Annotated in this window: 8 protein-coding genes; all 8 read right to left on the bottom strand. The window is 71.7% G+C overall.

Going from position 1 to position 7,383, the window contains the following annotated elements; translation table 11 throughout:
• Positions 1–108: 108 nt before the first annotated feature.
• Entirely contained in the window at positions 109–1,098 is a 990-nt protein-coding gene (locus tag AB0F68_RS31225; protein WP_357344752.1) for an ABC transporter substrate-binding protein, read from the bottom strand.
• A gap of 150 nt (positions 1,099–1,248) precedes the next feature.
• Complete coding sequence (locus AB0F68_RS31220; RefSeq protein WP_357344747.1) at positions 1,249–1,941, bottom strand: L-ribulose-5-phosphate 4-epimerase; 693 nt, start codon at positions 1,939–1,941, stop codon at positions 1,249–1,251.
• Positions 1,938–3,623, bottom strand: a complete 1,686-nt coding sequence (araB, locus tag AB0F68_RS31215; RefSeq protein ID WP_357344745.1) for a ribulokinase — start codon at positions 3,621–3,623, stop codon at positions 1,938–1,940. The genes AB0F68_RS31220 and araB overlap by 4 nt, the downstream gene beginning before the upstream one ends.
• 324 nt (positions 3,624–3,947) lie before the next feature.
• The gene (locus tag AB0F68_RS31210; protein ID WP_357344750.1) at positions 3,948–4,934 is read right to left on the bottom strand and encodes a LacI family DNA-binding transcriptional regulator; all 987 of its coding nucleotides are present in this window, start codon (positions 4,932–4,934) and stop codon (positions 3,948–3,950) included.
• A gap of 235 nt (positions 4,935–5,169) precedes the next feature.
• Positions 5,170–5,670 (bottom strand): hypothetical protein, encoded by a 501-nt coding sequence (locus AB0F68_RS31205; RefSeq protein WP_357344743.1) that lies wholly within the window; start codon positions 5,668–5,670, stop codon positions 5,170–5,172.
• A 36-nt stretch (positions 5,671–5,706) separates the two neighbouring features.
• The gene (locus AB0F68_RS31200; protein ID WP_357344742.1) at positions 5,707–6,390 is read right to left on the bottom strand and encodes an LUD domain-containing protein; all 684 of its coding nucleotides are present in this window, start codon (positions 6,388–6,390) and stop codon (positions 5,707–5,709) included.
• On the bottom strand, positions 6,387–6,836 hold the full coding sequence (locus AB0F68_RS31195; protein WP_357344740.1) for a lactate utilisation protein LutB domain-containing protein: 450 nt from the start codon (positions 6,834–6,836) through the stop codon (positions 6,387–6,389). Before AB0F68_RS31195 ends, AB0F68_RS31200 begins: the two co-directional genes overlap by 4 nt.
• 167 nt (positions 6,837–7,003) lie before the next feature.
• Complete coding sequence (locus AB0F68_RS31190; protein WP_357344738.1) at positions 7,004–7,327, bottom strand: carboxymuconolactone decarboxylase family protein; 324 nt, start codon at positions 7,325–7,327, stop codon at positions 7,004–7,006.
• Between the last annotated feature and the right edge of the window lie 56 nt (positions 7,328–7,383).

The raw sequence follows: 7,383 nt of genomic DNA, 5'->3' as shown, positions 1-7,383 counted from the left end.
GCAGCCCGCTGCTGGGCCCGCAGCTGATGGACCTGGTCAAGAAGGTGCACAACGGCGAGGAGGGCCCGGCCGCCGCCTCGGATGCGGGGCGGTCGCCCCGTCATCCGGTCAGTACTTGCGGTTGGGCAGCGCCTCCTTGGCCTGCTCCTGGGTGAAGGTGGTCTCCTGGGTCTCGATGCGGGGCGGGACCTCCTCGCCGTTGTGCACCTTCTTGACCAGGTCCATCAGCTGCGGGCCCAGCAGCGGGCTGCACTCGGCGATGAAGTTGAACTTTCCGTCGGCGAGGGCCTGCATGCCGTCCTTGACCGCGTCGACGGTGATGATGGTGATGTCCTTGCCGGGCACCTTGCCGGCCGCCGTGATCGCCTCCAGCGCGCCCAGGCCCATGTCGTCGTTGTGCGCGAAGAGCACATCGATCTTGGGGTTGGCCTTCAGGAACTGCTCCATCACCTGCTTGCCGCCCGCGCGGGTGAAGTCACCGGACTGCGAGGCGATGACCTTGAGGTTGGGGCTGGCGGCGATCGCCTCGGCGAAGCCCTTCTTCCGGTCGTTCGCCGGCGCCGAACCCGTCGTGCCCTGCAGCTCGACGATGTTGACCGGGCCGGTCGCCGCCTTCTTCTGCTCCACGAGCCACTCGCCCGCGAGCCGGCCCTCCTTCACGAAGTCCGAGCCGAGGAAGGTCTTGTACAGGGACTTGTCGGCCGAGTCGACGGACCGGTCGGTGAGGATGACCGGAATCTTGGCGTCCTTGGCCTCCTTGAGCACGGTGTCCCAACCGGACTCCACGACCGGCGAGAAGGCGATCACGTCGACCTTCTGCTGGATGAAGTTGCGGATGGCCTTGATCTGGTTCTCCTGCTTCTGCTGCGCGTCGTCGAACTTCAGGTCGAAGCCGGCGTCCGCCGCGGCCTCCTTGATCGAGGTGGTGTTCGCCGTACGCCACCCGCTCTCCGCGCCGACCTGGGAGAAGCCCAGCGTGATCTTGCCGTCGTCGCCGTTGTCGCCCGTGTCGCTGTTGCCGCAGGCCGCCATGCCGGCGGCGAGCAGCGCGACGGTGAGCACCGCGACGACCTTGCGGGACGGCAGGTGGGTCCTCATTCTCTTCACCGCAATCTCCTCGGGTAAGCGTTCCGCGAGCCATGCCGCCGAAGGCGCACGACCTGCGCTGGTGGTGGTGCTGTCAAAGGTGGTGTCGGGGGTGGTGCGACGCGGACGGCCCGGGGGAACGCCGCGCGATCGTGGCGGCCGTCAGGGGCTCGCGGGTGAGGAAGGTCGCTGTCCGTAGACGTTCTGGTAGCGGTCGTGCAGGGCGTCGACGTCGGCGGCCGCCATCGGCACCGGCTCGCCGAGCGCCCGGGCCAGGTGTGCGGTACGGGCGACGTCCTCGCACATCACCGCCGCTTTCACGGCGGCCCGGGCGTCCCGGCCGATGGTGAAGACGCCGTGGTTGCGCATGAGCACGGCGGCCGAGCGGTGACCGGTGAGGGTCTCCACGATGCCCTTGCCGATGTCGTCGCCACCGATGAGCGCGAACGGGCCGATCGGGATCTCCCCGCCGAACTCGTCGGCCTGCGCGGTGAGGTGGCACGGGATGGGCTCGCCGCGGGCGGCCCAGGCGGTCGCGTACGTGCTGTGCGTGTGCACCACCCCACCCACCTCGGGCATGGCACGGTAGACGTAGGCGTGGGCGGCGGTGTCGCTCGACGGTGAGAGGTCACCCTCGACGACCCGGCCGTCGAAGTCGCAGACGACCATGTTCTCCGGCGCGAGGTCGTCGTAGTCGACCCCGCTCGGCTTGATCACCATCAGCTCGTGGCCGGGCACCCGGGCGGAGATGTTCCCCGCCGTCCAGGCGACCAGCCGGTAGCGGGTGAGTTCGGCGTGCAGCCGGGCGACGCTCTCCCGGAGCCGCCGGATGTGCTGATCGGGCCGGCCACTCATGCGACCACCTCCAGCGGCGTCGTGACCTGTGCCGCCGATTGGTTGACGGCAGCGTTGCGGATCGCGCGCAGGCGGGACATGACCTCGTTGCCGCCGCGTCCGAAGTGGTCGTGCAACGTCCGGTACTCGGCGTACAGCGCGTCGTAGGCCCGCGCCCGCTGCGGGTCCGGCCGATACACATCGCGGTCCACCCGGCCCATCGCGGCGGAGGCCGCGTAGACGTCGGGGTACGCGCCGACGGCCACCGCGGCGTGGATCGCCGAGCCCAGGGCGGGCCCCTGCGCCGAACCGATGAGGCTCAACGGCCGGCCGGTGACGTCGGCGTAGATCTGCATCAGCAGGCGGTTGGAGGTCAGGCCGCCGGCCACCACCAGTTCCCGGATCGGCACGCCCGCCTCGACGAGCGCCTCGATGATCATCCGGGTGCCGTACGCCGTCGACTCCAGCAACGCCCGGTAGACGTCCGCCGGCCGGGTGGCCAGGGTCATTCCCACGACGAGACCGCTCAGGTCGTGGTTGACCAGCAGGGAGCGGTTGCCGTTCCACCAGTCCAGGGCGATCAGCCCGTGGGCGCCGACCGGCTGCGCCGCGGCCAGCTCGGAGAGCCGCTCGTGCGAGTTCATGCCGGCCGGCGCCGCGTGCTCGACGAACCACCCGAAGATGTCGCCGACCCCGCTCTGCCCGGCCTCGTAGCCCCAGGCGCCGGGGCTGAGCCCGCCCTCGACGACGCCGCACATGCCCGGCACCTCCACCAGCTCGGCGCCGTTGACCACGTGACAGGTCGAGGTGCCCATGATCGCCACCAGGTGGCCGGGCACCAGGGCCTGGGCCGAGGCGGCGGTGACGTGGGCGTCGACGTTGCCGACGGCGACCGCGATCCCCGCCGGCAACCCGGTCCACGCCGCCGCCGTGGCGGTGAGCGCACCGGCCCGGGCGCCCATCGGCAACACCGGCCCGTCCAGCTTGTCGACGAAGTCGGCGAAGCCGCGGTCCAGAGCGGTCAGGAAGTCCCGGGACGGGTACTGGCCGTCCTGGCGGATGCCCTTGTAGCCCGCGGTGCAGAGGTTGCGGGTCTCCACTCCGCACAGCTGCCAGACGATCCAGTCGGCCGCCTCGACGAACCGCTCGGCGCGCCGGTAGATCTCCGGGTCCTCGTCGAGGATCTGCAGTCCCTTGGCGAACTGCCACTCCGCGGAGATCTTCCCGCCGTACCGGCCGATCCACGCCTCGCCGCGTTCGTGCGCCAGCGCGTTGATCCGATCGGCCTGCGCCTGCCCGGCGTGGTGCTTCCAGAGCTTCGGCCAGGCGTGCGGCCGGTTACGCAGCTCCGGCACCTCGCACAGGGGGGTGCCGTCGGCCCGGGTGGGCAGGACCGTGCAGGCGGTGAAGTCGGTCGCGACGCCGATCACCCGGCCGGGGTCGATCCCCGCGGCGGCAACGGCGGCCGGCACCGCGTGACGCAGCACGTCCCGGTAGTCCTCGGGGTCCTGCAACGCCCAGTCCGGCGGGAGCGGATCGACGCCACCCGGCAGGGTGGACTCGATCACGCCGTGGCGGTACTCGTGGACCGCGGTGCCCAGCTCCGCGCCGTCACCGACCCGCACCACCAACGCCCGGCCCGACAGCGTCCCGTAGTCGACCCCGACGACGTACCGGTCCCCCGGTCCGTCCACACCCATCATTTCCACCTCCGCGTGCAGTGGCTCACATTGTTAGCGCTCACATTGGCGTCGGTCAAGACGCCGTCGCAACAGTCCGGTAACGGCACGACCGACGTTCGATGGGCCCTTCTGCGCCCACCGGCAGCATGCCCGGCGCTGGCGTCATTCCGTCGGTCCCGGCCAGGGTCGCCGACGCGAGAAGGCTCCGCCCGCAACGGCGCCACGAACAGCCGAACGACGGGTGTCATGTCAGAAGCTGTTAGCGGTCACAACGTCCGAGGCCGAAGAGGCCAACGGCGGCACCGCCTCGGCACAGGGGCCGCGCCGAGGGACACATTGGCCGGGTCAGCGCGGCGGCGCGGCGACGCTCTGCCGGGAGATCAGGGTCGGTGCGATGGTCTGCCGCAGCTCACCGACGGTGTCGGACTCGAACTGAGCCAGCAACAGGTCCAGACTCGCCCGGGCCACCGCGGCGAAGTCCGGCCGCACCGTGGTCAACGGCGGAATGAAGTACGCCGCCTCCGGCACGTCGTCGAAACCCACCACGCTGATGTCGTCCGGCACGCGGCGGCCGTACTCGTGCAAGGCCCGCAGGACGCCCAGCGCCAGATGGTCGTTGGCCGTGAAGACCGCCGTCACCTCGGGCATCCGCGCCAGCATCTGCCCGCACCGGTAGCCCGACGCGGCCGACCAGTCCGCCGCAACCAGCGGCGGCACCTCGGCACCTGCCTCGCGCAGGGCCTCCCGCCACCCCTCGATGCGGCCGGCGCTGTCGAACCAGTCGGCCGGACCGGACACGTGCCACACCGTCCGGTGTCCCGCCTCCAACAGGTGCCGCGTCGCCTCCCGTGCGCCGGCCACCTGATCCACCGTCACCAGGGGCATCGGCCGGCGCGGGTCACCGTCGACGGTCACCAACGGGACGTCCTTCGGCAGGTGCTCCAGCGCCTCCCCGGCCGACTCCACCGGCGCGATCACCACGATCCCCGCAACCCGATGCGCCAGGTGCCGCTCCACGGCCGCCGAGATGGAAACCCGGTCCAGGTCCCGCACACTGCCGACGGTGACCGCGAAGCCCTCTTCGGCCGCGGTCTGTTCCAACGCCGCCAACAGCGACGCCGGGCCGTACAGCGTCGTGTTCTGGGCCACCACACCGATCACCTGCGACCGGCCGGTCACCAGGGCACGAGCGGCGCGATTGGGCCGGTAGCCCAACTCCGTGATGGCGGCCTGCACCCGCAGCCGCGTCTGCTCACGCACATTCGGATGCCCGTTCAGGACCCGTGACACGGTCTGGTGGGAAACCCCGGCGAGGCGGGCCACATCCGTCATCGCGGGACCACGCACGGCACTCACCCTTCCCGCAAGCCCCCGACCGCCACGCCCCGGCAGTCCCCGGCACAGCACCGAGGCCGACCCCCGGCACGAAACCAGCGCCAGTGTACGCGCCGGCCTCACGCTGCCCACCGAGGCGCAGCCGGGGCGGCGCCCACGCCGAGCCTGGTGGGAAGACCGGGCCGCCGGGCTGCGCCACGCCTCCCGGGCCGACTCTGCGGCTGGCAGCGGATCAGTCGCTGACGCCGAGATGCAGCAGCCACACCTGGTCGCCCGCACGGACCACGAGATCGACGTAGGCCGCCTCGTACCAGTCGTCGGTGTGCACCGTCAGGGCCCAGGACTCGGCGGAGTCCGGCCAGAGTCTCGCCATCAGTGCCACCGCCCAGTCGGTGAGCGCCTCGGCCAGCTCCCGGGCAGCCGACGGCTCCGCCCAGGCTTGCGGCTGCCGCCCCGGAACGAACAACCCGGGCAGCGCCTCACGAACCAGCGTCGACCAGGAACTCACAGACTCCAACCCGGCGACGCGGCAGTGCTTCGGCAGCAGCGCGTTCACCGATGCGACCACGTCGTCGTCGATCAGCGGGCCGTTCAGAAGCGTGAATGTGCACGCGTGGTCGACCTCCTCCAGGAGGTCCTCGAGGACCCGCAGCGCGTGCCTGATCATGTCCGGAACCGCGTCGAGCCTCGCGTTCCTCGCCGCCGACAGCGTGGCCCAGTCGAATTCCGTCACGTCGACCAGACTAGAGATCATCGACCGCGATCACGTTCACCCCAACCTGGTCCCTGTGGGATCAGCGGCGCTGGCATCGCTCGGGTTGTCGCCAAGCGCCGGGGACGAGGAAGCGTCCGCGCCCGCGACGATGACGACGTGCAGGTTCCTGGGCTCGTGCACGCCCTCCACGCGGTTGAGCTCGATGTCACTGGTGGCGGACGGCCCGCTGATCCAGGTCAGCGGGTTTCGCGGGTCGACCCGGGTGAGCGCCTCCGGCACCGTGGTGACCACCTGGTGGGTCCACAGCACACAGATGTGCAGGTCGGGCAGGAGGCTGATGATCCGCCGGCCCTGGTCCGGCCCAGCGTCGAGGATGATCGTGCCGGTTTCGGCAACGGCCACGGCGGCACCCGTGACGACGCCGTCACACCCGGCGATCTCCTCCGCGGTCAGATCCTGATCGGGCGTGACGGCGACGGAGGCGGGCAGCCAGTGCCGGGGTAGCCCGGGCGGGATCACGACGCGCCGGCCGCGGAGGATCGGGTCGAGAACGTCCGGGAGTTGCGGGGCGGAGCAGTGATGCACGGTGGCGCGGTAGTCGGTGAGCCGGTCCGTCAGCAGATCGAGGTCGACGGTGGCGGTGCCCGGGCGGTGCTCGGGGTGCGCCGTGGCGGGGGTCGGCGGATGGTCGCCGAGGGCGGCGCGGAGCCGGCCGAGGATGAGCTCGCGTCCGGTCATCGCTCGGCCCACCACTGGCGGAAGCTCTGCGGTGGCGGCTCCGGCAGGTCACGGCTCGCGGTCCAGCCGCTCAGCGGCGGGGGCAGGCCCCGGCCGCGACGGCCGGCGAGCCGGCTCAGCTTCGCGGCGCGCTGCGCGGCCGCGTACAGGGCCGGGTGGTCCATGGTGTACGCGGCCGCGGCCATCGCCGCCGCCTCGGCGCGCGGATGCGGCACCTCGGCGCGCAGGTGGACCAGGATCGACGGGATGTCGATCATCACGGGGCAGGCGTCGTAGCAGGCCCCGCAGAGCGACGACGCGTACGGCAGGGAGGCGTTGTCGGCTGATCGCCCCCCCGGCTCGTACCGGACGAGGCGCCGGGTCTCCCGCAGGAAGGCCCGCGGTGCCGGCAGGACGCCACCGACGACGCCGGCGGCCCGGGCCTGCACCAGGATGTTACCGAGCATGGCGGCCCTCGACCGGCCCGGCGATCACCGGCAGCCCGCAGGCGCCGGCGGAGCAGGTCGTTGCGGGCGCCGTCGATCACGCGCACGGGCCGGACAGCTGCTGGGCCGGGCGGACGGCCCGCCGGTGGGACCGGGCTGTCGGGTGATGGCGCGAACCGTGGTGGCGCCTAGCCCTCGAAGGTCTGCCTGGCCACCGCGATGGCGGACATGGCCCGGGGCCACCCGGCGTAGAACGCCAGGTGGGTGATGGCCTCGACGATCTCGGCCTGGGTGAGGCCGTTCTGCTTGCCGAGGTTCAGGTGGAACGGCAACTGTTCGCTGTTGCCGCCGGCGACCAGGGCCGCGATGGTGGTCAGGCTACGGTCGCGCGGCGCGAGGTCGGCGCGTTCCCAGACGTCGGCGAAGAGCACGTCGTCGGTGAGGGAGACGAGCTTGGGCGCGAAGTTCCCGAGCATCTTCTGGGCGGGGCTCTGCTGCGCGGTTCCGGACATGTCGTACTCCTTCTCGTGATCCGTGGGTGGGCCGCCGGCCGCGCGATGACGCGACC

This window comes from Micromonospora sp. NPDC023966 (genome assembly GCF_040639095.1).
In the GTDB taxonomy this organism is placed as follows: Bacteria; Actinomycetota; Actinomycetes; order Mycobacteriales; family Micromonosporaceae; genus Micromonospora.
The sequence above is the reverse complement of the archived record's forward strand: the minus strand, read 5'-3'. Positions and strand labels throughout refer to the sequence as shown.

What these genes read in the sequence shown, in the direction of transcription:
- AB0F68_RS31210 (WP_357344750.1), bottom strand. Translation starts at nt 4,934, where the DNA reads ATGACGGATGTGGCCCGCCTCGCCGGGGTTTCCCACCAGACCGTGTCA.
- AB0F68_RS31200 (WP_357344742.1), bottom strand. Translation starts at nt 6,390, where the DNA reads ATGACCGGACGCGAGCTCATCCTCGGCCGGCTCCGCGCCGCCCTCGGC.
- AB0F68_RS31190 (WP_357344738.1), bottom strand. Translation starts at nt 7,327, where the DNA reads ATGTCCGGAACCGCGCAGCAGAGCCCCGCCCAGAAGATGCTCGGGAAC.
- araB (WP_357344745.1), bottom strand. Translation starts at nt 3,623, where the DNA reads ATGATGGGTGTGGACGGACCGGGGGACCGGTACGTCGTCGGGGTCGAC.
- AB0F68_RS31220 (WP_357344747.1), bottom strand. Translation starts at nt 1,941, where the DNA reads ATGAGTGGCCGGCCCGATCAGCACATCCGGCGGCTCCGGGAGAGCGTC.
- AB0F68_RS31195 (WP_357344740.1), bottom strand. Translation starts at nt 6,836, where the DNA reads ATGCTCGGTAACATCCTGGTGCAGGCCCGGGCCGCCGGCGTCGTCGGT.
- AB0F68_RS31225 (WP_357344752.1), bottom strand. Translation starts at nt 1,098, where the DNA reads ATGAGGACCCACCTGCCGTCCCGCAAGGTCGTCGCGGTGCTCACCGTC.